Origin of the sequence: Marinobacter sp. M-5, from assembly GCF_032911545.1 — a bacterium.
Taxonomy (GTDB): domain Bacteria; phylum Pseudomonadota; class Gammaproteobacteria; order Pseudomonadales; family Oleiphilaceae; genus Marinobacter; species Marinobacter goseongensis.
Genome location: NZ_JAWJEK010000001.1, coordinates 1,481,966 through 1,505,269, shown reverse-complemented (window position 1 = coordinate 1,505,269; position 23,304 = coordinate 1,481,966). Strand labels below are relative to the sequence as shown.

19 protein-coding genes are annotated in these 23,304 nt (G+C 58.4%); 2 read left to right on the top strand and 17 right to left on the bottom strand.

What is annotated here, in order from left to right; genetic code table 11:
• Positions 1–21 precede the first annotated feature (21 nt).
• Together R0125_RS06880 and R0125_RS06875 are read right to left on the bottom strand one after the other, a co-directional pair.
• Positions 22–1,509 carry a DUF3336 domain-containing protein gene (locus R0125_RS06880; protein ID WP_317237638.1) on the bottom strand — a complete coding sequence of 496 codons (1,488 nt, stop codon included), beginning with the start codon at positions 1,507–1,509 and terminating at the stop codon, positions 22–24.
• Positions 1,510–1,514: 5 nt separating this feature from the next.
• Positions 1,515–2,300 carry a VacJ family lipoprotein gene (locus R0125_RS06875; RefSeq protein ID WP_410797569.1) on the bottom strand — a complete coding sequence of 262 codons (786 nt, stop codon included), beginning with the start codon at positions 2,298–2,300 and terminating at the stop codon, positions 1,515–1,517.
• Positions 2,301–2,392: 92 nt separating this feature from the next.
• On the opposite strand from R0125_RS06875, the gene R0125_RS06870 reads away from it, so the two are divergent.
• Positions 2,393–2,800: an acyl-CoA thioesterase gene (locus R0125_RS06870; protein WP_248181091.1), complete on the top strand. Its 408-nt coding sequence runs from the start codon at positions 2,393–2,395 to the stop codon at positions 2,798–2,800.
• Between the two features lie 9 nt (positions 2,801–2,809).
• On the opposite strand, the gene R0125_RS06865 is transcribed toward R0125_RS06870, so the two are convergent.
• The 3 genes from R0125_RS06865 to R0125_RS06855 form a co-directional block, all read right to left on the bottom strand.
• Positions 2,810–3,931: a beta-ketoacyl-ACP synthase III gene (locus tag R0125_RS06865; RefSeq protein WP_248181090.1), complete on the bottom strand. Its 1,122-nt coding sequence runs from the start codon at positions 3,929–3,931 to the stop codon at positions 2,810–2,812.
• Positions 3,932–4,032: 101 nt separating this feature from the next.
• Positions 4,033–7,959 carry an ATP-dependent RNA helicase HrpA gene (gene hrpA / locus R0125_RS06860; RefSeq protein ID WP_317237637.1) on the bottom strand — a complete coding sequence of 1,309 codons (3,927 nt, stop codon included), beginning with the start codon at positions 7,957–7,959 and terminating at the stop codon, positions 4,033–4,035.
• A gap of 142 nt (positions 7,960–8,101) precedes the next feature.
• Entirely contained in the window at positions 8,102–9,778 is a 1,677-nt protein-coding gene (locus tag R0125_RS06855; protein ID WP_317237636.1) for a long-chain fatty acid--CoA ligase, read from the bottom strand.
• A gap of 189 nt (positions 9,779–9,967) precedes the next feature.
• Between R0125_RS06855 and R0125_RS06850 the strand changes: the two genes are divergently transcribed.
• A complete protein-coding gene (locus R0125_RS06850; protein WP_317237634.1) occupies positions 9,968–10,453 on the top strand; it encodes a MaoC/PaaZ C-terminal domain-containing protein in 486 nt (161 codons plus the stop codon).
• On the opposite strand, the gene R0125_RS06845 is transcribed toward R0125_RS06850, so the two are convergent.
• From R0125_RS06845 to R0125_RS06790, 12 genes are all read right to left on the bottom strand, one after another.
• Positions 10,454–11,386: an AgmX/PglI C-terminal domain-containing protein gene (locus R0125_RS06845; protein ID WP_317237633.1), complete on the bottom strand. Its 933-nt coding sequence runs from the start codon at positions 11,384–11,386 to the stop codon at positions 10,454–10,456.
• Positions 11,379–11,873: a biopolymer transporter ExbD gene (locus tag R0125_RS06840; protein ID WP_317237632.1), complete on the bottom strand. Its 495-nt coding sequence runs from the start codon at positions 11,871–11,873 to the stop codon at positions 11,379–11,381. Before R0125_RS06840 ends, R0125_RS06845 begins: the two co-directional genes overlap by 8 nt.
• On the bottom strand, positions 11,870–12,409 hold the full coding sequence (locus R0125_RS06835) for an ExbD/TolR family protein (protein ID WP_317237631.1): 540 nt from the start codon (positions 12,407–12,409) through the stop codon (positions 11,870–11,872). Before R0125_RS06835 ends, R0125_RS06840 begins: the two co-directional genes overlap by 4 nt.
• Positions 12,410–12,424: 15 nt before the next feature.
• Entirely contained in the window at positions 12,425–13,072 is a 648-nt protein-coding gene (locus tag R0125_RS06830) for a MotA/TolQ/ExbB proton channel family protein (RefSeq protein WP_317237630.1), read from the bottom strand.
• 16 nt (positions 13,073–13,088) lie between these two features.
• Positions 13,089–13,364: a hypothetical protein gene (locus tag R0125_RS06825; RefSeq protein WP_282448240.1), complete on the bottom strand. Its 276-nt coding sequence runs from the start codon at positions 13,362–13,364 to the stop codon at positions 13,089–13,091.
• Positions 13,365–13,439: 75 nt separating this feature from the next.
• The gene (locus tag R0125_RS06820; protein WP_248181081.1) at positions 13,440–13,823 is read right to left on the bottom strand and encodes a hypothetical protein; all 384 of its coding nucleotides are present in this window, start codon (positions 13,821–13,823) and stop codon (positions 13,440–13,442) included.
• Positions 13,813–16,617: a tetratricopeptide repeat protein gene (locus R0125_RS06815; protein WP_317237629.1), complete on the bottom strand. Its 2,805-nt coding sequence runs from the start codon at positions 16,615–16,617 to the stop codon at positions 13,813–13,815. Before R0125_RS06815 ends, R0125_RS06820 begins: the two co-directional genes overlap by 11 nt.
• Positions 16,614–18,269: a hypothetical protein gene (locus R0125_RS06810; protein ID WP_317237627.1), complete on the bottom strand. Its 1,656-nt coding sequence runs from the start codon at positions 18,267–18,269 to the stop codon at positions 16,614–16,616. Before R0125_RS06810 ends, R0125_RS06815 begins: the two co-directional genes overlap by 4 nt.
• A 24-nt stretch (positions 18,270–18,293) precedes the next feature.
• On the bottom strand, positions 18,294–18,854 hold the full coding sequence (locus tag R0125_RS06805; RefSeq protein WP_317237626.1) for an AraC family transcriptional regulator: 561 nt from the start codon (positions 18,852–18,854) through the stop codon (positions 18,294–18,296).
• Between the two features lie 305 nt (positions 18,855–19,159).
• Positions 19,160–20,338, bottom strand: a complete 1,179-nt coding sequence (locus tag R0125_RS06800) for a vWA domain-containing protein (protein ID WP_248181077.1) — start codon at positions 20,336–20,338, stop codon at positions 19,160–19,162.
• 22 nt (positions 20,339–20,360) lie between these two features.
• Positions 20,361–21,203, bottom strand: coding sequence for an AAA family ATPase (locus R0125_RS06795; protein WP_248181076.1), 843 nt, complete (start codon positions 21,201–21,203; stop codon positions 20,361–20,363).
• A gap of 78 nt (positions 21,204–21,281) precedes the next feature.
• Positions 21,282–23,294 carry a VWA domain-containing protein gene (locus R0125_RS06790; protein WP_317237625.1) on the bottom strand — a complete coding sequence of 671 codons (2,013 nt, stop codon included), beginning with the start codon at positions 23,292–23,294 and terminating at the stop codon, positions 21,282–21,284.
• Between the last annotated feature and the right edge of the window lie 10 nt (positions 23,295–23,304).

Sequence of the window (23,304 nt, the reverse complement as noted above, 5' to 3'; positions counted from 1 at the left end):
CCGGCTCCCTGGCGTGTCATCTCAAGAGCTCCCGGATTCGGCATTGCTGACCAGCCTCAATTCACCGGTGGCCCGTTTTTGCTGGTTTTTCAGACGACGGACGCAGCGCTCAAGGGTCTTGGATATCCGGGCGTGTGAACGAATCATTGAGATCTTGGGCCAGGTCGCGCGCTCACCAGCGAGGATCATTTCCCGCACATACGCCGGCTCCGGGTTACTCAGCATACGGCGAAAATCTCGCAAACGGTAATTCGGCGCTATGGTGACATCGCCGGAATAACGTTGCGCCATGATCGTGTACATCTGTCCGGAAATCTGTCGAAGGATTTCCGGGCGAACCCGCTTACGGAGGTAGTCGAACAACCCCTGGCCATGAAACTGGATTTCCGACTTGATCAGGTGCACCGGCAACTTGGCAAGACTGAGTTTTTCGTCCCGCCCGCCCCGGGCGAGAAACGGAACCACATGGGGATTGGTCTGGCTGACAATGGTGTAGTTGACGTCGTACAGGTGCATCAGACGCTCGATGGGTAGATCGCTCACCACCGAGCCATCCACAAACTTCAGCTTCGGCATGTAGGGCAGCAAGTGCCCGTGCATGTCCTTTTTCATCAGAGTGACCGGCGGGAAAATACCCGGGACCGCCGCACTGGCCAGTGCGGCACTCCAGACCAGCAGGTACGGGGAGGTGTATCCACTCAGTAACCGTGCCTTCTGATGGGCCTGTACCGGTGAGACGCTAACGTTGATGGAACGCCCGGTACGCTGATACGCCTCTTCGAACGTCAGCTCACCCATGTTGGCCCGCAGGCAGGACTTTAGCTGATCCTGATCCATCAGGCCGTCACCCCGCATGGCGCTGAGCAGCCCCCGCCATTTCCAGGCTTTCAGGTGGTGGTTTTCCGGCACCAGCATTTCCGGGATTTCCGCGTCCGTATGCACACCCAGTATGCCTGCAATGATGGCACCAATACTTGAACCGGCAATCACCTGCGGCAATAGCCCCTTCTCCCAGAGCGCCTTGATTACGCCGAAATGAAACATGCCCAGAGTCGCGCCGCCGCTGAGCAGGAGTGTCGGGCGACCATAGCTGTTCAGGGTGTCGCGGAAGAACTGGAGCTTTTCAGAAACCGGAAAACCCGGCACGGGGTGATCGCAGAGGAAATCCAGCGCCTCACACACCTGAACGATATACTCTTCAATCAGATGTTTGGTGCCCACCCGTGACTGGGTATAGAGCGCTGGGTTCCCCATGTTCCCCAGGTCGTGATGCAGCCCCTCCCGGAGCGCGCGCTTCAGGCGCTCGACATCGTTCTGTTGACGGTACTGCTGGAGATTGCTGAGCCGATCGTAAATCAGCTCGTAATGGTAAAGATCAGAAACAAAATCCTCTTTCCACTCCGCGCTGCCCTCGAGGAAATCGAGTTCCAGGGCAGCGGCTTTCCAAACTTCGTAATTGGGGGCCTCCGCCAGCATTTTGCGAAACTTGCGAATGCGGTCGTCGGTCATTGGCGTCAGAAATCTTCCAGCATCAGGTCTTCGTCTTCTTCAGCAAACGGATCGGAAGTGGTTTTACCATCATTGATCAGGAACTCCCGCCGCTGCAGATAGGCATTTCTCACGAAAGTATAGCCGTCTCCGGACATAAAGCCTTCAGCGGGGATCAGATCAGCGCGCTTATCGACAACCTGCAAGCCACGGGCGTAATACACGTCCGGGGTTTCGGCATAATCCCACGCAGACGGCAGTAACACCATATCCGTGCCGAAACCGGTCAGATCACGGGGGTTGGACGGGCCCAGAAAGGGTAACATCAGGTAAGGGCCGGAGTTCATTCCCCAATAACCCAGTGTCTGACCGAAATCTTCCGGACGTTCCGGCAGCTCGAAGGCGGTGGCGACGTCAATCAGCCCCCCAAGGCCAAATACGGTGTTGTAAGTAAAGCGACCCGCCGCAACCACCGCAGACTCGCCCTTGAGCTGGAACAGGCTGTTCGCGAAATTTCGAACTTCGGTGAGGTTATTGAAAAAGTTGGTGACGGCCCGATCCGCAAAACCGGGCATGACCGTCCTGTACCCAGTGGCGATGGGGCGCAGGAACCAATCGTCGATGGCCTCATTGAAGCCATATACCTTACGGTTCCAATTCTCGTAGGGATCCGATTCTTTCACCGGCTGCGATTGCTCCGGCGCCGGCTCCTGCATGTTCTGGGCGGCCACGTTCGACACACCGGCAAACAGGGCAAGCACCGCGAATAAAACCAGCGTCGGCGACGGGCGCCGGAAATAAAAATGTGTCATCTAAGAGCCTGAGGTTGTTAATTCCGTTTCTGTTCGTCGAGAATACCGGCTCTGTTATTCTTTTTATTCGTTCTCAGGTTCGGAGGAACCCGATGTCAGTACCGGGAAATCTAGTCAACACCTTGTCCACGCCCCTGCGTTGGGGTGATATGGATGCTTACGGCCACGCCAACAACACGGTTTATTTCCGCTTTTTCGAAGAAGCCCGGATTGTGTGGCTGAACTCCATGAACCTCGGCGGCTCCGAGGCCGCGGACGGTCCGATCATTATAAAGACCAGCGCGACTTTTCTGAAGGAGTTGAACCACCCGGCAACAATTGTGGTCAAAACATACGCTGACAAGGCGGGTAATACCAGCCTTGACACCTATCACACCCTGACAGACGCCGAAACCGGGGAATTGTACGCCGAGGGCTATGCGAAGATCGTTTGGTTTGACCGTGTCAACCGCTCATCGACCCGGTTGCCGGACTCCCTGCGAGCCCTGGCAACCCATTGATCAAAGGGGCTATCGGCGGCGCACGACAACGCTGCCGATGGAATACCCGGCACCGAACGAGCAAATTACCCCGAGATCTCCGGTCTGTAAATCGTCCTTGTTCTTGTGGAAGGCAATGATCGAACCGGCGGAACTGGTGTTGGCGTATTCGTCAAGAATCACCGGGGCCTCATCGGTGGTGGCGTCGCGCCCGAGCACCTTCCGGGCAATCAGCTGGTTCATGTTGAGATTGGCCTGATGCAGCCACATGCGCCGCAGATTGTCAGGTACCAGGGTCAACTGCTGCAGCTGAGACAGTATGGTCTCTGCCACCAGCGGCGACACTTCCTTGAACACTTTCCGGCCCTGCTGGACAAACAGCTTGTCCGGCTTGCCCAAACCGGATTCATCGGCACGGTTCAGGAACCCGAAATTGTTGCGGATGTTGTTCGAGAATCTGGTTTTGAGGCTGGTGCCGAGAATCTCGAAGCCCTGACCGGCGGCAACATCGGATTCCCGCTCAACCAGGATCGCGGTGCAGGCATCACCAAAAATGAAATGGCTGTCGCGATCGCGAAAATTAAGGTGGCCTGAGCAGATTTCCGGACTCACCACCAGCACCGCGCGAGCGCTGCCATTTTCCACGGAATTCACCGCCGCCTGCAAACCGAAAGTTGCCGAACTGCAGGCGACGTTCATGTCATAGGCAAAGCCATCAATACCCAGGGCCTCCTGGACCTCGATGGAAATGGCCGGATACGCCCGCTGCAGGTTGGAACAGGCGACAATCACCGCGTCCACGTCAGCTGCGGTTTTGCCGGCCTGCCGTAACGCCTCGTGACAGGCCGCAACGGCCATGTCGCACTGCACTGACGGTTCATCATTGCTGCGGTCCGGAATCGACGGAGCCATCCGCTCCGGATCCAGAATACCTTGCTTGTCAATCACATGGCGGCGTTTGATCCCGGATGCTTTCTCGATAAAGGCAGAGGACGAGGGTTGCAAGGGTTCCCTTTCGCCACGGGAGATTTCGTCTGCGTTTCGGGCATTCTCAAGCTCCACGAAGGCGTTGAATGCCTCCACCAGCTCATCGTTATCAATGGTTGCAGGCGGTGTGTACAGACCGGTTCCGCTAATGACGGCTTTAATCACGCTAACTCCACGTCAACTGTCTTAAAAAGAGTGAAAGATAATTCCGACAATGCACCAAATAGTAACACAGTCCCGGCGATTTGCCCGCGACGACCAAAGTATCACACCCGTGTCTGCTCCCACTGGCGGTCAAGGCGCTTGACCGACACCGGCATGACCGTGCCCAGTTGCTGTGCGAAGAATGACACACGGAACTCTTCCAGCATCCAGCGGTACTGGGTAAGCTCCGGATCCCGAACCCCCTGGCGCTGCTGCTGCTCGAATTTACTGGCGTAACGGGACCACAGAGGTTCGATGGTATGGAGAAATTCTCGCTCGCGACCGGTCTCTCGGGGCATTTTCTCCAGCCGCAAAGCCGCGGCCTCGAAATAGCGGCCGAACTGCTGAAGCCAGGCCGCCGGTGTCGCCACCAGAAACCCGGGGTAGACAAGGTGTCGCAGCTGAAACTTCAGATCCGCCATGCTGTTGGCAAGGGACAGGCTGATTTTCCCTTTCAACTGTTTGGCGACCCGGTGATAACCCTTCATGGCGTCGTGCAAGTGGTGGTCTGCCTGTTCCAGTGCAGGGATGAATTCACCACGACCCTGGTTGAAGATGGCGTCAAAATGCCCCTGGTCACGGGGTAATTCATCGGACAGAAAATGCATCATGGCTGTCGCGAGCAGCAGGTCATCCAGTAACACCCGGGCCTGACCGACTGGGGCGAACATCAGCGCCGAGGCCTTGAAATGGGGCAATTTACGCTCAAGCTCGTCCAGGGTATTGCCAAAACGGTTCAGCATTAGCCTGGCGACAGCCTTGCGAGTGGCATCCTCGGCGGTCAAGCGGTCAAGATATCGCGCAACCCTGACCCCTTTACCCAGGTCATCCAGCGCCGGGTAGACCGTTACCTGCATTCCGCCCCGTTCGGTCTGGACCGATTCAGGCAAGGCTCCGAAATCCCACGTCTCGTGAACCTGATCCGTGAGCTTGTCGTCGCTGGCTTGTGCCGCCGATGCAAGAGCCTCCTCGGCCTTGCCCTCAAGCTGCTCCTGAAGGACCGATGCCTCGCGGCCCTCAGCCATGACCTTGCCGCCATCACCGAGCACCCGGACGTTCATCCTGAGATGCCGCGGTAACTCATCCTCTGACCACACCTGGGGATCAATCTGCACACCGGTCATTCGCCGCAGCTGCTCTCCCAGCTGCAGGGCCAGCGGTTCATTGGTGGGCTGCAGGTTCTCCAGGGCTGCGTCCACAAAATCCGGCACCGGTACAAAATTGCGTCGCAAGGATTTGGGCAGGCCTTTCACCAATGCGATGCATTTCTCCCTCAACAGGCCCGGAACCAGCCATTCCAGCCGCCGGGCCGGAATCTGTTTCAATGCCATCAACGGCACCTGGAGCGTGACGCCGTCGCGCTCACTGGTCGGTTCAAACTCGTAACTGAGGGGATATTGAACGCCCTCCCACGCCAGAAAATCCGGGTACAGGTTGCCGGCCTGCGCATCCACAGGTCGCTGCAGAATATCCTGTTCCGTCAATTCCATATTTTTCAGGTCCGGCGCACTCAGCCCCTTCCACCAGGTTTCAAAATGCCGGCCGCTGACGATGTCCTCTGGCAGGCGCTGGTCGTAGAACGCCACCAGTGCCTCGTCGTCCACCAGCAAATCCCGCCGACGCGTTTTCTTCTCCAGGTTTTCCACCGTGTCCAACAACGCCCGGTTGCGTTCGATGAACGGCGCGCGGGACCGGTAGTCTCCTTCGACCAGGGCGCGGCGGATAAACAGATCCCGACAGACCCCGGGGTCCACCTTGCTGTAGGGAATACGGCGCCGCGTCACGACATCCAGACCGTACAACGTGACTTTTTCATAGCCCATCACCTGGGCGCGTTTCTGCTCCCAATGCGGCTCGAAATAGTGGCGTTTCACCACGTGACCGGCCAGTGGTTCAATCCATTCGGGCTGGATCGCGGCCACCGTTCGTGCAAACACCCGGCTGGTTTCAACGATTTCAGCGGCAACAATCCACTTGGGTGCGCTCTTTGAGACTTTCGAACCCGGAAACAGCGTCACCTTCCGGTTTCGGGTAGCGAGGTACTCACGCTTTTCCACCTTCAGCGCCACCTGCCCCAGCAGTCCTGCGAGGATCGCTTTGTGCAGCGAATCGTAGTTGGCAGGCTCGGTATTGATCGCCAGTTTCTGCTCGCGACAGATCAGCGTCAGCTGACGGTGGATATCACGCCACTCCCGCATGCGCATCCACGACAGAAAGGTTTTCTGACACACTTTCTTCAACTGATTCTGAGACAGCTCCTGCCGTTGATCCTCGTAAAAACGCCAGAGATTGAGCAGGCTGGCGAAATCGGATTCCTTGTCATTAAACGGTGCATGGGCCTGGTCGGCTGCCTGCTGTTTATCCTGTGGGCGCTCCCTCGGGTCCTGAATACTCAGGCCGGAAATGATCACCAGCGTTTCCGACAGGCTGCCAAGCTCTGCCGAGGTCACCAGCATACGCGCCAGACGAGGGTCCAGCGGGAGCCGCGACATGGTCTGGCCGAGACGGGTCACCCGGCGCTTGTCATCGACCGCGCCCAGCTCTTCCAACAGTTTATAGCCATCATTGATCAGGCGGCTGTCCGGCGCTTCCAGAAACGGAAAATGGCGAATGTCGCCCAGACCGGTGGTCGCCATCTGCAAGATAACGGAGGCCAGATTGGTGCGCAGAATTTCCGGATCGGTGTATTCTGATCTGTTGATAAAATCCGTTTCATCGTAAAGTCGAAAACAGATGCCCGGTGCCACCCGACCGCAGCGCCCTGCCCGCTGGTTGGCACTGGCCTGGGATACCGCCTCAATCGGCAACCGCTGAATCTTAGAGCGCACACTGTAACGACTGATGCGGGCGACGCCGGTGTCGATAACGTAGCGGATGCCCGGTACGGTCAGCGAGGTTTCGGCCACGTTGGTGGAAAGCACCAGACGCCGGCCCCGATGGCCCTGGAACACTCGGTTCTGCTCCTGATTGCTCAGGCGGGAGTAAAGCGGCAACACCTCAGTGTGCTTCAGATCCACATGCCGCAGCACCTTGCTGAGATTGCGAATCTCCCGCTCCCCGGGCAGGAACACTAGTACATCGCCCGGAGGCTTTTTCTGCTGACGCTCGTGTTGCTCGATCTCCTCAAGGGCCTGAAGCACACCGTCGGTCCAGCCCTGGTCACGATCATCCTCGTCGCCCGTCAAGGGGCGGTAACGGATATCCACCGGGTAGGTCCGACCACTGACCTCGATCACCGGCGCATCGTTGAAAAAATCGCTGAACCGGTCCACCTCAATGGTGGCAGAGGTAATGATCACCTTCAGGTCCGGCCGCTTCGGCAGCAGCTGGCGCAGGTAACCCAGCAAGAAATCGATATTGAGACTGCGCTCATGGGCTTCGTCAATGATCAGCGTATCGTAGCGGTCCAGAAACCGGTCATGCTGGATTTCCGCCAGCAGGATACCGTCAGTCATGACCTTGACGCGGGACTGCTCCGAAGTCGTGTCGGTAAAGCGTACCTGGTAGCCCACCTGTTGGCCGGTCTGCTCGCCCAGCTCTTCAGCAATCCGGGCCGCGACACTGCGAGCCGCAATCCGGCGGGGCTGGGTGTGGCCGATCAGACCGCGAATGCCTCGCCCACTGTTCATGCAGATCTTGGGAATCTGGGTGGTTTTACCAGAGCCCGTCTCACCAGCAATGATAACCACCTGGTGGTTCTCGATGGCGTCACGGATATCATCAACCCGTTCCGAAACCGGAAGGTCCGGCGGGAACGTCGCCGGCTTGTGCAGCGCCTGGCGTTGTTGCACCCGTGCCAGACCGCGATCCAGCCATCCCGCTATCTTCTCGAGGTCCTTCTGATCCGGCCTGCCCTTCTTGCGCGCCAGCAATTTGTGAATGCGGGCCGCTTCCTGCTGGTTGCAGGCATCCAGTTGTTCCTGAATGGCCTTCAATGCCGCGGCATTGTCAGGTGCGGGCGAGGATGCGTTTGTGGGAGTCCGAGTCATGAACGGAAGTTACCAGTGTCGTTTGCAATCAATGGAAAAGCGCCAGTCTAACGGCATTGGCTGGCCTGTTAAACGGGAAAACCCCGCCGTGGCGGGGTTTTCCTTACCGTAAGAGCCTGTCGGAACAGGCCCAGGCGGAATTTTACTTCTTATTCGCTTCGTCGCGCAGTTCACGACGCAGAATCTTGCCCACGTTGGTCTTGGGCAACTCATCGCGGAATTCGAAGTTCTTCGGCACTTTGTAAGCGGTCAGACGCTCACGGCAGAACTCTTTGAGTTCGTTCTCGGACACCCCTTCCGGAGTCGCCACCAGGAACACCTTGACGGCTTCACCGCTTTTCGCGTCTGGGATGCCGACGGCCGCACACTCGACAACCTTCGGATGGCTGCTCACCACGTCCTCGATCTCGTTCGGGAATACGTTAAAGCCGGACACAATGATCATGTCCTTTTTACGATCGACAATGCGGATGTAGCCGTCTTCCTGAATCAGCGCGATATCGCCGGTTTGCAGGAAACCGTCGTCGGTAAAGGACTTCTGGGTATCTTCCGGTCGCTGCCAGTAGCCGCGCATGACCTGGGGGCCTTTGACGCAGAGTTCACCCGGCTCGCCCAGCGGCGTCTCATTGCCGTCGTCATCGATGGTCTTCACCACGGTAGACGGAATCGGGAGACCGATGGTGCCCAGCTGAATGGCACTGTGTGGGTTGAAGGTAACAACCGGAGAGGTTTCGGTCATGCCGTAACCTTCGGTGATGTCGCAGCCGGTTACCCGCTGCCACATCTTGGCGGTGTCGCTGGTCAGCGCCATACCGCCAGAAGACGTCAGTTTGAGCGCGCTGAAATCGAGCGCCTGGAAGTCTTCGTTGTTGCACAGGGCGACAAACAGGGTGTTCAGGCCCAGGAACGCAGTGAATTTGTGGTTCTTGAGCTCCTTAACGAACCCGGGAATATCCCGCGGGTTCGGGATCAGCACGTTGTGCGCGCCGGCTTCCAGCATTATTCCGCAGTTCAGAGTAAAGGAGTAGATGTGATACAGCGGCAGCGGCGCAATGACCACTTCCTGGCCTTCCACTATGATGTCTTCCATCATCGGGCGGGTCTGCAGCAGGTTAGCCACCAGGTTGCCATGGGTCAGCATGGCGCCTTTGGCGACGCCCGTGGTTCCACCGGTGTACTGAAGAACGGCAATGTCGTCCGGTTTGCTTTCAACCGGCGAAAACTTCTCTCGCGCGCCGGCACTCAGCACGGCCGGCAGTTTGTGCGCCTGCGGCAGGTTGAACGGCGGTACCATTTTCTTGACGTGCTTGATCACGGCGTTCAGCAGCGTGCGCTTGATCGGCGAATGCATGTCGGCGATCTCGGTCACGATCACGTGCTCGATACCGGTGTGAGGCAGGACCTTCTCCGCGTTCTCGGCCATGTTGGCCAGAACCACCAGGGCCTTGGCGCCGGAATCGTTGAACTGGTGCTCCATTTCCCGCGTGGTGTAAAGCGGGTTAGTGTTGACCACAATCAGGCCGGCGCGCATGGCACCGAACACAACCACCGGGTATTGGCTGACGTTCGGCATCTGTACCGCGATACGGTCGCCCGGCTTGAGGTCGGTCTTGTTCTGAAGCCAGGCAGCAAAATTGCGGCTCTGGGTGTCGAGGTCACGGTATGTCAGGGTGGCGCCAACGGCGCTGAATGCGGGACGGTCTGCGTATTTCTGAACGGCCTGATCAAACACATCTACCATGCTTTTATATTTGTTCAGGTCGACCTCTCGGGGCACACCAGCGGGGTACTTGTCCTGATAGAACTGCTCGAAATCCATCACCATCTCCTGTAGGGCGCTTGTGTTTATATTGTTCTACCGCTGTCGGGGTGGTTAAAAAATCAACCCGACAAAAGTATCAGCCTAAAAATGAGTGGCAGAGAATAGCAGTTTTGTGACCGATGAGGTAGTTTTCAGAGCACACCTGTTCCGTGCCTTTACAAACCTCACCCAATCGTGGAGAAGCCCATGAGCGACACGCCTGACACCCTGGAAAACATCACCTATAACGAGTTGCATGAGGGCGATTCGGCGACCTTTACCCGCACCCTGACGGAAGATGAGCTCGTGCTGTTCGCGGCTGTTTCCGGAGACGTCAACCCGGTGCATCTGGATGCAGATTTCGCGGCCGGCTCGATGTTCAAGGAGCGTATTGCCCACGGCATGTGGAGCGGTTCGCTGATCTCAGCCGCACTGGCCACCGTCATGCCCGGCCCCGGAACCATCTATCTGGAGCAGAGCCTGGCGTTCAAACGTCCCGTAAAGCTCGACGACACCCTCACCGTCACCCTGACCGTGCAGACGAAAGAGGCAAAAAACCGGGTGGCGTTCCAGTGCGTTGTTCACAATCAGAACAGTGAAGAAGTCGTCAGCGGGCAGGCCCGGGTTATTGCGCCGACCCAAAAGCTGACACTCAACAAGCCCCGCCTGCCAAGAATCACGATCGAATACTGATTATCCCGGCAGGAAATCAATCGGAAACTTGACCCTTCGCACCGCAACGTCCGCGGAGCCGAAGTTGAACAGTCGGACCCGGGTTGCGATCCGGGTTTCCAGTTCCGGGTTGTCCAGATCGGAACTGACCACCTCGCAATGGGACACGGTCCCATCGGGCTCAATGACCAGCTCGAGCAGCACCTTGCCTTCAAGGGTCGGATCCTGCCTCAGTTCACGGCGATACATGGAATACAGTGCGGTTTTCTGGGCGTCGAACACTTTGCGGATATTGCTCATGCCTCGTTCAGCGGCTCCGGGTCCGGTTTCAGCCGCTGCTGCCTTCACCGGTTCACGATGTGGAGTGGCCACCACCTCACGAACCTGATGACCACTGACCTCTGCCACTCGTGCTGGCGCCTGTTCGTCCACAACACCGCCGCTGCCTTTGAGAGCGTCGTCACGGGTGCGGCGGTTGGCCGGCTCGTTCGGGTTTCCTGACGGGACATTAGCGGCAAGGGCCTGGACCGGCTCGGCGTCTGTCCCATGCAGCGCGGCCATCTGCTCTTTCATTGCGAACAGACCCGAACGGGACGCCGTCGCCCTGGCTTGCTCGGTGGTCTGGCGGTCAGGGTCAGGTGGTCGCCGGCTAACGTCCGTTCGTTCTGGTTCTGGTTCTGCTTCGGGCTCGGATCGATCTGCCTGCGGCTCTGGTTGCGGTTCAGGCATTGCCACAGGCTCGGGTGGCTGACGCTGCTCCACCAGTTTTGCCAGCGTTGGCGGCACTTTTTCCGTTTCGCTGCGTTCAGGCGCGGGGACGTCCAGCATGGGAATGACCACCGCAGGCGGCAAAAACACCAGCAGCGTCACCAACAGGATTCGTACAAAACGTCGGTTTTCACCTTTTTCAGGGGTCCAGGGCAAGCCGCGCTGGGCATTGGAAGGGTCAACCATTGCGGACCTCCCCAACCGACTCGACTGCCAGCTTCACCTGACGATACTGCTGGTCGACACAGGTCTGCATGATTTTCCGTAGTAGCCGGTAGTCGGTGTCGCGGCCGGCCATGATGGTCACCTCAAAGCCGTTCTCCGGCGGCTCGCCGCGACGATCCCGCCGCCAGCTCAGCTCATTCGCCAAACCCCCCACCGTCGAATCCCCGGCCTGAATGGTGTCGAGGCGAGCGACTTCCCGGCCCTGCACCAGTATCGACTGCCCACTCACCTGCACCGTGAGGGTGTCCTCTGCGGCCTGCTGCGCTGTCGATTGGGGCAACGGCACGTCCGCCGTGTTCTGCATGACTTTGACGTCGGATGAATTCACCATCAGAAAGAACACCAGAATGGTGAAAATATCCATCAGAGACACCAGATTCAGCCCGCCTGCACGGTGCATGCGAGCGTAATGGCGCTTCATTCGCTGGGAGCGACGGGATGTTTTCATGCCCCCTCCCCGGTGTCAGCCGTCCCGGCACTGGCGGTGCCCGCCAGCTCACGGTCATCCGGCGCATCAGCCAGTGAAACGTCCGGAAAAAGCTCCGCCTCCACCTGACTGGCCGCTACCACCGCAGCATAGGAGCGAACCGTATCCAGGGTGGTCACCAGCGTCTGGTAGTCAATATCTGCACCGACCTCCAGTACCAGATCGGTTTTTTCGGGCACCCTTGCCTTGATCTGCTGCAGAACCGCTCGCAACCCGTCAAAGTCCTGAGTGCTTTCAATCAACGGCAGAGTCCGTATCACACCACGTTCACTGTCAGACACTTCGATGCCGCTCGGGATCACGGTGACCACCAGTCGCAATTCCTCCACCGAGGGTGCCTCGCCGGGGGCCATGCCGGGAAAACTCAGTTCGATGGTGCGGATCTGGCTGAACACCATGCCCAGCAACAGCACCGGCACCAGAACAATCATCAGGTTGAGAAAAGCGGTAATGTCCAGTTCCGGGTTGCTCACCGCCCTGCGATGTCTGCGTCTCATACAGTGTCCTCCGGCTCAGCCCGCAGACTGGCCGGGAAACTGGTCTGAGATGATGTTCAACAGCTTCACCCCGGCCATTTCGAAACTGTCTACGATTTCGTTAGTTCGAGTCTGTAACAGGGCATGAAACATCAACAGGGGTATCGCTGACATCAACCCGAACGCCGTGGTATTCATGGCCACCGAAATACTCTCCGACAACAATGTGGCCTTCTGCGCCGGATCCGCTGCGGCAACGGCGGTAAACGCCGCAATCAGTCCGATAATGGTGCCCAGCAGCCCCATCAGTGTTGCAATATTCGCCAGGGTCGCCAGGTACTGAGTGCGCTTCTCGAGACGCGGCAGCACTTCCATCAGCCCCTCTTCCATGGCGCACTCGATGTCCTCACGGCGGTGGTTATTGAGCAAACGGCCGATTCCGGCACCCATGATCGAGGCAATGGCGCTGTCGGAACCGTTGGCGGCTTTCATCGCACGCTGATAATCCCGCTTGCGCAGCAACGGCAGAATACCCTTCTCGAAAGCGAGGCGGTTACGCCGTCGCACGCTCCCCAGATAGATAAAGCGCTCTAGGGTGATGGCCAGACCTATCATCAGCACAACCGCTATCGGGTACATGAAGGGACCACCTTCCTGAAAAAAACGAATCACAGTTTCCAGCATTCTCAGACTCCCGCAGTTACTGCAAAGACAGGGATGAATCCAGCGATGGATTCAGGGTTTCACGAAACACCCGGTGGCGCTCAAGCGCGACCGGATCCTTGGGTTCCAGCAGGTCCGGCGCGCCCTCATCCAGCCGCGCCCGAGGCCTTCGGGGTAAGGTGGGGGGCTGCCAGGGCAGAATGTACAGAACACCGGGATCGTCGTCGGCAGCATGGTTGGAAATTCCCTCCACCCTGAGCGCCCCGGACACTTCCGTTTGTGGATCGGCCGCAACCGGCACAGTGCTGATCATTGCCAATACAAGGGATACGGTTAACAGCCAACCCACCCTGCCCCATCCTGACCATGGTTTTATCCGTTGAACCATTTACTGCAGCCTCCGTTCCAGATCAGCCATCCAGCCAGCCACCTGTCGGTCGTCGTCACCGGTCAGCTCACGGTAGCGTCGGTAGTGAGCCAGAGCGGTTTCAAGATCCAGCAGGTACAGCTCAGTAATCACCGCAAGGTTGTAGTGCAACTCGGGTGTTGCAGGAGACGCCTCAACACCGGTGCGGAGCAGTCTGGCCGCTTCACGAAACTCGCCTTCGTCCTTCAGAGAAAGGGCTCGATTGTTGAGGGCCACCACTGCCTGCGGGTCCAGAGTGGCGGGTTGGGCCGGCGGCTTTTCAGACATGGGCTGAGGCTGAGAGGCGCATCCCACCAACATCAGCATCCATACCAGCAATCCGCTCAATACGCGTTCAGGCGTCATCGTTCGTCTCTCCAGTCCAGGTCATCCATCGAACGTCGCGGTCGTAGCGGCCCGGGAACAGTTCCGCCAGAGCGTTCAGGCTTTTCTCCACCCATTCGTTGTAGCCATGCTCGGGTAATAACTGGTGGTTTCGCGCATGCAGGTTGATCGCTTTTTCCTCGAAGGGATACGCCTCCTCCTCCAGGAGCATCCGGTAATGGGCCCGCTCAAGATCGTTCAGCTCATCGGGAACGGCCGAGTTCATCAGGTCATGGGCAAGGGTCCGGTAAAGCTCCGCGCGTCGGTAAAGAGTTTCAGATCTGACACCTTGCTGATCGAACTGTTCTGCTTCCGAAAAACGCTGGGTGGCCAGCGCCAGCGCTTGCTGCTTGTGGCTCAGGGATTGTTGAAGGGGATGGTTCAGAGGAATGGCCCCGAATGCCTCCGCAGCCGATATTCCCAATGCCAGGGCCGAGTTGGCAGACCAGCGCAGTGTGTCCTCAGAATGCCACTGGCTGGCCAGTTCTGCGCTCACCATGTCTTGACGGTAGTGCGGGACCGACACTCCGGAATTAATCAGACGTTGACGCATACGTTGCAGACGCAGATGCTCGGGAGCGCCGGAAGGCTCCGATGCGATTGCCAGGTAATCCTGATATATGGCATTACGCCGTCCCGTGGCCTGCCCACGATGAAAATACTCGGCGGCCTGCAGAGTGTTCGGCCAGGGATCGGCGGCCGTCCGGGCCGCTTCCATCAGCTCCAAAGCCGCCCGAACCGGCTGGTCAGAGGATTCGTAAGCCAGCACCAGCTTATCGCTGATGTGGCGGCTCAGTTGATGTTCGGGAAAATCGCCGCGGAACCGGATGAATTCGTTGACGGCACTCTGCCAGCGCTCCGCCAGAAGCAGGCTGTTTGCGGCATCGTAGCGGCCCTTGATTGCAATATCTGAGCCCGGAAACACGGAATCAACGCGCTGGAAGTGGGCCACAGCCAGATCGGTCTCACCGGAACTCTGGGCGGCCTCGCCCTGACGGTATATGGCGGCAGCCAGTTGGCGCTTCACAGCCCGGGTTTCCTCGGAATCGATATCCTTCAGGACACCGGATTGAATCAGGCTGTCAGCCTTGCGCCAGGCATTTTCCGCGGCTCGATGGTCGTCCGAATCTGTGTGAATTTCGCCCAAAACCAGCCAGGCAATGTATTGATCTGCAGGTTGTGATCCGTGCAGCTGATGCACGCGTTCGGCAAATCGCCGGGCTTGAGTCAGCTCTCCTTGTTCAAGCCACCGATTGGCAAGATCGGCATACAAGGCGGGTAGCCTCGCGTCATTTTGAAAGATGGCTTCGAAACGCTCTGCCTCGTCAGAGAGCGCCTCGAGCGTGACCGGGTGGTCAATGCGCTGGACCGCGCCGTCACGCTGGATGACGACCGCCGCCCAGGCGGCATCGGCAGAGTCCTGATAACCGGGCGTGTCATAAGCGGCCTGCCGATAATTGGTCAGCGCCCGAGCAAAGTCACCGGACTGGAGGCGCGCGTCCCCTGCCAGCCTGAAAATGTCTCCCGGCGCTGCGTCATGCATACCGAGGCGCTCGTAATACCCAGCGGCGCGGGCAAACTGCTCCGGATCGGAACTGTTCTGACCCCGGCTGTAGTGATAGTCCGCAAGCTCGCGGCCGAACGTCCGCCACAATGCCTGATCCTTCGCATCCAGCCGCTGGTATGCTTCCGCCTCCTCGAACGCCGCGACGAATGCTGCCTGGCCGCGCCGCGCTTGCCCCTGCTCGCCAGACTGACGCCACACTTCCACCACCTGCGCCATAAACGCCGGCACAGCCATGTGTCCGGGCTGCAATTCCACGAACCGCTGATTCACCGCCACGCTGTCGGCATGCCGGCCCTTGCTTGCGTAATAGTCCGCGAGTCGATCAAACAACAGGTAGTCATAGGGTTTTGAGCCAGCCTCACTGAGCCAGGCTAACAACGCATCTGCCCCGTCGGTCTCAGCGGCCATCAGCGCCAGCATACGGAGCGTATCATCCACCAGCTCCAGATCACTGTCGGAAACGTGCGCGATACTGGCCTGATCCGGCATGCGCTGATCCAGCACTTCAAGAAACGAGGCGGCCGACCGGCCCCAGGCTCCGGCGCCCTGTTTGAACTGACTCCAGCCCTGCATGTAGCGGGCTTTGATTTTCAAACCGCCCCCCTCATCACCGGCGATCAAGCGGCCGTATTCTGCCTCCGCTTCGACGTAGCGGCCGGCCGAAAACGCCGATTCGGCAATGCGGAAGCGTGCTTCCGCCACCAGTGCTGATTCTGGATACAGCCCAACCAGCTGTTTGAGCCGCTGCATGGACTCGCCTCCCTGCCCCACATAGGCATGAGCCTTGGCCATCTGATACAGCAGTTCATCCAGCTTGCCCTGAAAGGCACCCCGCTCAACGATCGCCTCATAACTCCCCAGAGCTTCGCGGTAAAGCCGCTGTTCCTCTTCGACATCAGGCTGCACCACGTGCCCGGTAGCGTGCTGGATATTGGCCAACCGGTTCAGCGCGTCGATTCGCACCTCCGGCTTGTCGGTGGAGTCAAAAAGCCGCTGATAACGGCGAGCTACTTCCTCCGGCGATATCGCCGGCATGGGGCGGGCTTCGAACGTCAGGAATACCGGACGCATATCGCCGATGGTTTCACCGTCACGGCCCAATTCGACACGGAAGGATTCCTGGGCCAGCACCGGCGTTGCCGTCAGCAACAGGACGACGCCAACCCAGTCACGACAGCGACGCGACATGCCGTAAATCAGGTGACTCATTGTCCACCCCGCTCAAGCGCTTCCAGGGCGAGGTATTCGTAAAGGTGGGCAATCTGTTGCTCGGTTTTGTCCAGAGCGAACGCCATCCGCTTGTCCTGATCTGAAACATAGGTCAGCGCTACACGGTCGAGACTGGATTCGGCCCGTTCCTGCAGCTTCGCCACCTGTGAGCTGAGCGATTGAATGTTAGTCAGGGCGGCATCCGCACGGCGCACCAGAGCAGCAATCTGGGCGTCTCTTTTCGCCAACCGCTGCTCCAATGCGTTCAGCGCGTTTTCCACGGCGCTCAGTGTCTCAGCCGTGTTCGATAGCTCATCCGGGACTGACTTGGCACCCTGGCGTTGTGCCAGCGCCTGAACCTGTTCCCTCAGCGTTTCCGCCCTGTCAGCCAGACCTGCCCAGCGCATCCCGGCTGAACCGGGATCTGTAGCCAGCCGTTCGCGCAATGAGGTCTTCCACACGATAAGGTTTTGTTGCTTTTCCGCCAGATAAAGCTTGAGGTCAACCAGTTCAGAGACCCGGCTGACCGCCTCCTGGGCCACCGAACTCTCCATGAATTGCAGCAGATAGGCCATGCGCGGCTGGGTCAGAGTTCGGCTGTCGGCGAGGAACCACTGGGCATCCGATCCCCTGGCGTCTAGGATCAACGCCTTCCAGGCCCCGTCAGCCTCTATTCGAGCGGCCAGCTTTTTCAGAGTGACCCGCTCGCTCTCATAGGAGGCATTGGCAGCAAGATACGCCTCACCCGCCTGTCCCAGGTAACCGGACAGGTCGTACCCCCGGCCCATTCCGAGCCAGGCATCCTCAACACCCGGGTAAGCCAGCGGGTATTTCCTGGCGCGATGCCAGGACTGCATGGCTGCCCGATGGTTATCACGAGCGGCAAGAGCAAGGCCGTGCAGGTACAGAGCCCGTGGCATGTGATAGCTATTGAGGGGAACCTGTTCAAAGAACCCGATGGCCTTTTCATGATCTTCCTGCAGATAGGACAGGTACCCCGCCCTGACCAGTAATTGGCTGCGCAATGAAGCGCTCCGCTCACCCATGGCATCCTGCTCTGACATCGCCAGGGCAACTCGCAACGCGACCAGCGGACGAGCCGCGTTGAGATCCCTGATGCTGTAAACGCCCGCCAGATTCATATAGCCCAGTGCAGCCCAATACCCCGGCTCCATCTTAGCAAGCAACTGTCCTGCGGCGTCCGGATCATCTGCTCCGAGCTTCAAAGCCGCCAGCTCATACAGGGCTTGTTGTCGCGTTTCCCCGAAACCCAGCCTAGCGGCCGTGTCGAAATAGCGGGATGCGCCGGCGGCATCACCCTCACTGTTAGCGATTCGCCCCAATATCAACGCAGCGTCACCACGATGGGTCTGACCTTGCAGCTGGCGTTCAAGCAGGTCGCGGGCCCTGACCACTTGCCCGGTTCCCATAAGCGCCCGGGCCCTCTGCCAGGCCACACTCTCGCCTTGTGAGCCCTCCGTCCGCGCAAGCGCCAACCGGGGCTTACCGGCAGCAAGGTCGAATTGCGCCAGCGCAGCCATACGCGCGACTTCTGTGGCATTGCCCGCAAACGCAACATTTTGCCCACAGACCGTCAGGACGCCCACGGCAACCAGAGCGAACCGGACGTTACGAACGAAAGAGCGACTCATCCTGACGTCAGCATCCATGCCAAACTACTTCCATTCCGAGAACAGGAACCGGGGTTCGTAATCCGGAGCCCGTGCGTCCAGCGACAACTGGATACGTGATTCCCCGGGACGCTTTTGAAAGCGGTGTTCGGCTTCTCGACGAATGTAACGGTCATTGCCCGTTCGTGCTGTCAGCACCGCCCTGAGCTCATGTTCCCCGTGAGGCACATTGCCCAGATACAGCTGCTGCACCCCACCCTGTTGCAACGACTGGCGTTCCCGGTCGGTGTACAGATGCGAAGACACCGGAGTGTCATTGACGAACAGCTCAATAGAATCAAGTTCCAGGACATCTTTGCGGGCAAGTGTCAGGAATACTGCCACTTGGGTATCGGCGGGATGCAAAATGGATTCTTCAAGCGCGTAGAGCTCGCCGGCCAGATCGGCGACCTGGGCTTTCAGGCGATTGATATCAGAGTTGAGATCGTCAGCGGTGGTCAGTGCCGGGGTCATTGCGATCAGCAGAGCGACTGCTGCTGCCAGCGCATTCTGCGCCGCCCGGGCCACTCTCGCGGTAGCTACCCTTGCCTGTTCTGTGGCGACCATACGCTTCCTGCCTTTTGTAATGTTCCGTTACAAACTGACAGGGAGGGTAACATCAGGTAATCGGCAAGAACGGTATCCAGATCACCAATTGGACAACTCGACGTGTCGACTTTTTTGACGGGTGTTGCACAAATGATACACCCGGACAGGCTGATGCGACCCGGACAGTCCACTTGCGCACTGTTTTCAAAGAAGAAATTTCAGGTGGCCCCGTAATTGCTCAGGCTCAGGGGACGGGGGAGCCTTGACCGCCACCCCGTTTGAAATGCCGAGCTTTGCCGATGCACTCAACCGCATCGGCTTTTTTATTTGCTCAGTTGCTTCATCGCCGACTCGAGACCATCCATCGTCAGTGGGTACATGTGATCTTCCACCAGCTGACGGGTCATGCCCAGAGAGCCACCGCTTCCCCAGTAACTTTCCGGTAGCGGATTCAACCAGACCACCTTGCGGAAATGATCGGTTATCCGCTGAAACCACGTGGCCCCGGCTTCCTCGTTCCAGTGCTCAATGGAACCGCCAGGGTGGGAAATTTCATAGGGTGCCATGGTGGCATCACCCACGAAAATGACTTTGTAGTCCGGTGTGTACTTGTTGAGGATATCCCAGGTGTTGGTGGTCTCGTTCATGCGGCGAATGTTGTTCTTCCACACACTCTCATACACAAAGTTATGAAAGTAGAAGTACTCCATGTGCTTGAACTCCATACGGGCAGCCGAGAACAACTCCTCACACACCCGCACGTGGGGGTCCATGGAACCACCAACGTCGAAAAAAATCAGCACTTTGACCGCATTGTGACGCTCGGGGACCATTTTCAGGTCGAGGTAACCGGCGTTACGGGCGGTGGACCGTATGGTGTCGTCCATGTCCAGCTGATCGGCGGCACCCTGGCGGGCAAACTTACGCAACCGACGCATGGCCACTTTGATGTTGCGGATACCAAGGGTAATGCTGTCATCAAGGTCCTTGTATTCCCGCTTTTCCCATACTTTGACAGCGCGGCCCTGACGGCCGTTTTTCTGGCCGATCCGGAAACCCTCGGGATTGTAGCCGTTGGCCCCGAAAGGCGACGTGCCCCCGGTGCCCACCCACTTGTTACCACCGGCATGCCGCTCCTGCTGCTCTTCCATGCGCTTTTTGAAGGTTTCGATCAATTCTTCAAGGCCGCCCAGGGAATCGATCTTGGCCTTGTCTTCCTCGCTGAGATGCTTCTCGAACTCGGCACGGAGCCAATCGTCCGGAATCAGCATTTCCATCAGGTCTTCAAGGTTTTCAATACCTTCGAAATAGGCCTTGAACGCTCGATCAAACTTGTCGAAGTGGCGCTCATCTTTCACCAGGCACAACCTTGACAGGTAATAGAACTCTTCCATATCGGCAAAGGCCAGGCGATGCTGCAGGGCCTCCAGCAGGTCGAGAAATTCGCGCAGGCTGGCAGGCACTTTCGCCCGCCGTACTTCGAGAAAAAAATCGATCAACATAAAGTATAGCTCTTGCTGAATGTCAGCTGCGACGACGCGCCATAAATGCTAGTTTCTGCAACAGGTGAACGTCCTGTTCGTTTTTCACCAACGCCCCGTAGAGCGGTGGCAGAGCCGAGCTGGTGTCTTTTTCCTGAAGCATTTTGGCAGACAGTTCATCGGCCATCAGCAGCTTGAGCCAATCGATCAGTTCCGAGGTGGACGGTTTCTTTTTCAGCCCGGGTACCTTGCGCACATCGAAAAAGACTTCGAGAGCATCACGTACAATGGCCTGCTGCAGGCCGGGGAAATGCACATCGACGATATCTTTCATCGTATCGTGATCGGGAAAACTGATGTAGTGGAAGAAACAGCGACGCAGAAAGGCATCCGGCAGTTCCTTCTCGTTGTTACTGGTAATGACGATGATGGGACGTTGCTTGGCCTTCACGAACTGCTGGGTTTCATAGACAAAAAACTCCATGCGATCCAGCTCGAGCAGCAAATCGTTTGGAAACTCAATGTCTGCCTTGTCGATCTCGTCGATCAGCAGTACCACCTGTTCGTCGGCTTCAAAGGCTTCCCAGAGCTTGCCTTTGACAATGTAGTTGCTGATGTCCTTGACCTTTTCATCACCAAGCTGAGAGTCGCGAAGGCGTGATACCGCATCGTACTCGTAAAGCCCCTGCTGAGCCTTGGTCGTGGACTTGATGTGCCAGGGGATCAGCCGCATTCCCAGGGAAGACGCCATTTCCTCTGCCAGCAGGGTTTTGCCGGTGCCGGGCTCACCTTTAATGAGCAGCGGGCGTTGCAGCGAGATGGCCGCATTCACCGCCATTTGCAAGTCATCAGTGGCTACGTATTTTTCGGTACCGGTAAACTTCATGCTGTTGGTTCCTGTTCGGTTATCAAATCATCCGGGCGAGGAGTATAAAGGCCTGAGCCACCACCTTAACACCCCGGACTATTTTTTCGGTTCTGTTTCATCGGGCTCATCGTTATCGAGCCGGCCCTTCTTTTGGTCATCGAAATCCGGGAGATCGTCAAACTCTGACAGATCGAAGTCTTCGAGGCCGAACTCATCCACAGGCTCGTCTTCGCCTTCTGCCAAAACCGGCAGTTCCTCCTCAGGCTCGTTCAACGGCTCGGCAACGGGAATGCCATCATCGCTGTCATCGGTTGCCCCGGCATCAGTGGCTTCAGCCGCTGTCGCTGGTTCCGGTCCGGGCTCCGGTTCCTGCTTCGATTCTTGCACTGGCTCGGATTCTGGCTCCAGCTCGGGAACTTCGTCGGATATCCCCTCAGGCTCGACAACCGGCACCGTCTCTTCGTGACTGTCGATGTTATCAACAGCGCCACTGTCCGGGTCCCCGGACGGCTCCGACGCTGTTTTACGGCGATAAAGCAGAAACAGGCCACCTCCCGCCACCACAACCGCACCCAAAGCCGCGGCCACCAACAGCCACGCCGGGGAGCCCGGCTCCTCGCTTTCAGCAGGTGCAGGCCGGGGCGGCGCTTCCTCGATGTTGGTCGGTTCTTCCACTTTGCTGATATCGATAGGCCCACCGCCCGCAGGCTCGGCTTCGGACTCGGCTTTTTGCCCTGAAGCCGGTTCACCTGCGAGTTCACGGTTCTCGGTCGCTGGAGCATCCTCGCCGGCGGCCAGCAGGCTATCGTCAGGCGGGGATAGAACCGCTTCCTCCGGCATCTCGAAACGACTGAAACCGTTGAATTTCCGGGAGAAGGTCTGGCCATCAGCGATCACCTCGATGGTGTACCGGCCGGCCGCAGGGAGCGCGCTGATGGTATCGCCGTATAGCCCGTTGGCCGGCGGTTGACCGGAAGACAAAACCTTGGTGCCGCTTCGGTTGTCTTCCGACGTCACCGTCACCCTAACCTCCAGCACCCCAAGAAAGTCCGGATCGGTCAGCTTTTTCTCGTCCTCGAAAAAGGCAATCTGCAGAGCCAGAGGCTGCGCTTCGCTGAACGATGACGGCACCGGCGACACGACCATGCGCAGGTCACTGACAACGGTGACACGACTGCCCTCGCCCAGCTCACCGTTTATCCGCCATTTGCCCGGTCGCGGTTCAGTGACGGTGATCAGGTCGTAACCGGGCTCGCGCGCCCACCGCATGCCTTCTCCCGTGTCACCAACCACCGCCCCACTGCCCTCGGGGTCGGTCAGTTCCAGCTTCCGCGTTGCACTGGTTTCATCTTCTCCCCAGAAAATCAGCGCGGTGAATTCCTGCACCCCGCTGTCTACGACAAAGCCGTCTCCCTCAATGGGCAACTGTTCCTGTGGAACCGCCGCATTGAGGGCGTCCAAAAAGGCCAGGTTCAGCGCGTTCGCCGAGGGCGCCACGTTATAGCTCCCACCGGTGCGATCGGCCAGAGTTTCGAGAAACTCGCGGTCAGCCTCGTCGGACAGCGCCACAGTATGGAACGTTGCCCCCTTGCGAACCAGCCGGTCAAGGACCGGACCAAGAATACGCTCGCGCTCTTGCCGGTTAGCGTCGGCGCTCGCCGATACGTCCACTTTGCCGTCGGTCAGCAGAATGAAGTCGGTGCCGCTAAGGTCGCCCTTCGTGAAGTAGTCATCGCTGGCCACTTTGATGGCTTCGCCCAGATTGGTTCGCAGGGCCACGGAGTTGATGCCTGCAGACCGGTTGATGGCGAGCTCGCGCCAGGCGTCGTCAACAGAGTCGTAGGGCACCAGCATGTTGACGTACTGCCCGAAGGTCCACACACCGGCGCTTGCGCGTTCCGGAAGCAAACGCGCCAGAAGCCGGACGGCAGGTTGGCGAAGGTTATCGGGGTCGTTGTCTTTCATGGAGCCGGATATATCGACGATGATGCGCACGTCAGCACTGTCGGCCAGCTCAGGCGCAGGCGGTGCCTGGGCGACAACCGAGGCGGGCAGGAATAGGCCAGCCAGGAATGAGGCCAGAAAAATCTTGCTCAGTATCCGTCGCATCTCGGCTCCG

Bases quoted from the DNA above. Each gene is read 5' to 3' on its own strand.
- R0125_RS06880 (WP_317237638.1), bottom strand. From the start codon at position 1,509: ATGACCGACGACCGCATTCGCAAGTTTCGCAAAATGCTGGCGGAGGCC.
- R0125_RS06875 (WP_410797569.1), bottom strand. From the start codon at position 2,300: ATGACACATTTTTATTTCCGGCGCCCGTCGCCGACGCTGGTTTTATTC.
- R0125_RS06870 (WP_248181091.1), top strand. From the start codon at position 2,393: ATGTCAGTACCGGGAAATCTAGTCAACACCTTGTCCACGCCCCTGCGT.
- hrpA (WP_317237637.1), bottom strand. From the start codon at position 7,959: ATGACTCGGACTCCCACAAACGCATCCTCGCCCGCACCTGACAATGCC.
- R0125_RS06855 (WP_317237636.1), bottom strand. From the start codon at position 9,778: ATGGATTTCGAGCAGTTCTATCAGGACAAGTACCCCGCTGGTGTGCCC.
- R0125_RS06850 (WP_317237634.1), top strand. From the start codon at position 9,968: ATGAGCGACACGCCTGACACCCTGGAAAACATCACCTATAACGAGTTG.
- R0125_RS06845 (WP_317237633.1), bottom strand. From the start codon at position 11,386: ATGGTTGACCCTTCCAATGCCCAGCGCGGCTTGCCCTGGACCCCTGAA.
- R0125_RS06840 (WP_317237632.1), bottom strand. From the start codon at position 11,873: ATGAAAACATCCCGTCGCTCCCAGCGAATGAAGCGCCATTACGCTCGC.
- R0125_RS06835 (WP_317237631.1), bottom strand. From the start codon at position 12,409: ATGAGACGCAGACATCGCAGGGCGGTGAGCAACCCGGAACTGGACATT.
- R0125_RS06830 (WP_317237630.1), bottom strand. From the start codon at position 13,072: ATGCTGGAAACTGTGATTCGTTTTTTTCAGGAAGGTGGTCCCTTCATG.
- R0125_RS06825 (WP_282448240.1), bottom strand. From the start codon at position 13,364: ATGATCAGCACTGTGCCGGTTGCGGCCGATCCACAAACGGAAGTGTCC.
- R0125_RS06820 (WP_248181081.1), bottom strand. From the start codon at position 13,823: ATGACGCCTGAACGCGTATTGAGCGGATTGCTGGTATGGATGCTGATG.
- R0125_RS06815 (WP_317237629.1), bottom strand. From the start codon at position 16,617: ATGAGTCACCTGATTTACGGCATGTCGCGTCGCTGTCGTGACTGGGTT.
- R0125_RS06810 (WP_317237627.1), bottom strand. From the start codon at position 18,269: ATGAGTCGCTCTTTCGTTCGTAACGTCCGGTTCGCTCTGGTTGCCGTG.
- R0125_RS06805 (WP_317237626.1), bottom strand. From the start codon at position 18,854: ATGGTCGCCACAGAACAGGCAAGGGTAGCTACCGCGAGAGTGGCCCGG.
- R0125_RS06800 (WP_248181077.1), bottom strand. From the start codon at position 20,338: ATGTTGATCGATTTTTTTCTCGAAGTACGGCGGGCGAAAGTGCCTGCC.
- R0125_RS06795 (WP_248181076.1), bottom strand. From the start codon at position 21,203: ATGAAGTTTACCGGTACCGAAAAATACGTAGCCACTGATGACTTGCAA.
- R0125_RS06790 (WP_317237625.1), bottom strand. From the start codon at position 23,294: ATGCGACGGATACTGAGCAAGATTTTTCTGGCCTCATTCCTGGCTGGC.